This window comes from Verrucomicrobiia bacterium, from assembly GCA_035574275.1.
In the GTDB taxonomy this organism is placed as follows: Bacteria; Zixibacteria; MSB-5A5; order DSPP01; family DSPP01; genus DSPP01.
The window spans coordinates 1-1,627 of the sequence record DATLYY010000068.1 but is presented as its reverse complement, the minus strand read 5'-3'; the positions used below and the strand labels follow the sequence as shown (position 1 = coordinate 1,627).

At 50.9% G+C, this 1,627-nt stretch carries 3 protein-coding genes; 2 read left to right on the top strand and 1 reads right to left on the bottom strand.

What is annotated here, in order from left to right; genetic code table 11:
• A partial coding sequence (locus VNL73_09350; GenBank protein ID HXF49610.1) for a hypothetical protein occupies positions 1 to 256 on the top strand: 256 nt, incomplete at its 5' end.
• A 60-nt stretch (positions 257 to 316) separates the two neighbouring features.
• Here the strand turns inward: VNL73_09350 and VNL73_09345 are convergent.
• Entirely contained in the window at positions 317 to 985 is a 669-nt protein-coding gene (locus VNL73_09345) for a hypothetical protein (GenBank protein HXF49609.1), read from the bottom strand.
• 486 nt (positions 986 to 1,471) lie between these two features.
• On the opposite strand from VNL73_09345, the gene VNL73_09340 reads away from it, so the two are divergent.
• The coding region (locus VNL73_09340) for a GTP-binding protein (GenBank protein ID HXF49608.1) at positions 1,472 to 1,627 on the top strand (156 nt) is incomplete at its 3' end.

Sequence of the window (1,627 nt, the reverse complement as noted above, 5' to 3'; positions counted from 1 at the left end):
TACCGGCCATCCCCAAAGCAGCCAAAGGATAAACTTCGTAAATCTGCCGCCGCGGTGCGTCATCCGCATTTACACCCTGGACGGTGATTTGGTGCAGCAGATAAACCACGACAAGGACCCGAACGCCTCCGATTCGGGGTATGACTTTTGGGATTTGCTCACTCGAAACGCTCAAAAGGCAGTGGCGGGGATGTATATTTTTAGCGTGGAATCCAGCGAGGGGAGATACATCGGGAAGATTTTGATTATTCAGTAACTGGATGGATTAGTGGAAAGGGCAGCCGCACAGCCGCCCTTTCTTTTCCGGACAAGGCCGCTAACAGGGAAAGGATTGATTCAAAAATACCCTGTTCATTTCCAATACCACGTCAGACGGACGCAGTTCGCCGTCACAATTCACGTCCGAAAAACAGGTGTGGCAGTTGCCGCTGCCGGTGAAAACGCAGCGCAAATGGAGCACCACGTCCGCCGGCGTGAAGGCGGAGTCGTCGTTCATGTCCCCCCGCCCAAAGACGCAGGGAGAGTTCCCCTCTACCGTAAAGCTGGAGATGCAAGACAATGGGGAAGGTTTGCGGAGGGAATTATGATGCATCAGCGATATGACACTATAATTCCCCGCTGGGAGCGGACCGGTTGTTATTTGAAACCGGAAGGGAATAACTACGGCGAAACACTGAATCGATGAATCTCCCGGCTTGCCGTCATATCCAGATGAATAAACGTAGATGTTGTTTCCGCTCACGCGGAATGAATCCAGAACCTCCGTCTCCGTGCACTCATCGAAGTTGTGGTCTTCGCTTCGGGCGCATCCCCAGCAGTCTCCAAACCAGCCGGTAACTTCGATAGTGATGCTGTCTTGCGTGGATGGTTGAGCGGGGAAGTGGGTGATATTCTCTATAAAATCGCACGTCTGGCTATTGGCCGGCACCCTCAAGGTTAGTGCAAGAAGAAGCAGGGTCGTTAAGTTAGATCCGAACGTTTTCATAGTTGCTCCTTTCCTTTGCGGCGGCTCGCAACGAAGGTTACGGTTCCATCCATTAAATACGCAAGGTGACAAACGGCTGTCAAGAGCCATTCCGTGTGAATTTTGTTTTGACTTTCACTCACCTCGCTTTCCGGTGCTGGTTTTGAACGCCCTGTGACCTGCCGAAAGGCCGCCGGGCGGTTCCCACCACTGAGCCGCTTAAAAGAAATGACCGGTCAGCGGTGAATGCAACGCAAAAATTTTTGCGGAAAGTGCAAAAAATTTTGCCCCACTTACAAGGCCTCATTTACAGTCGCATACAAAATGGCTTAAAAAAACGGCCAAAAACCCCTTGCCAAACGGTAAGCCGTTTATATATTAAGGGTTTTCGCCAAAAGGCGAAGGGTAAACTTTTGTCTTTTAAGCCAAAAGTTTGATTGAGTTTTGGAGGGTTCGGGTTTCTGAATTCTCCGCGCAAAGAAAAAGAAAGGAATTTAGAAAAAGCTTATGTCCAAGCAGAAGTTTGAGCGTACGAAGCCGCACGTGAACGTGGGGACGATCGGGCACGTGGATCACGGGAAGACGACCTTGACGGCGGCGATCACGATGGTTTTGAGCCGCCGGGGATTGGCGCAGATCCGGACGTTTGATTCCATCGATAAC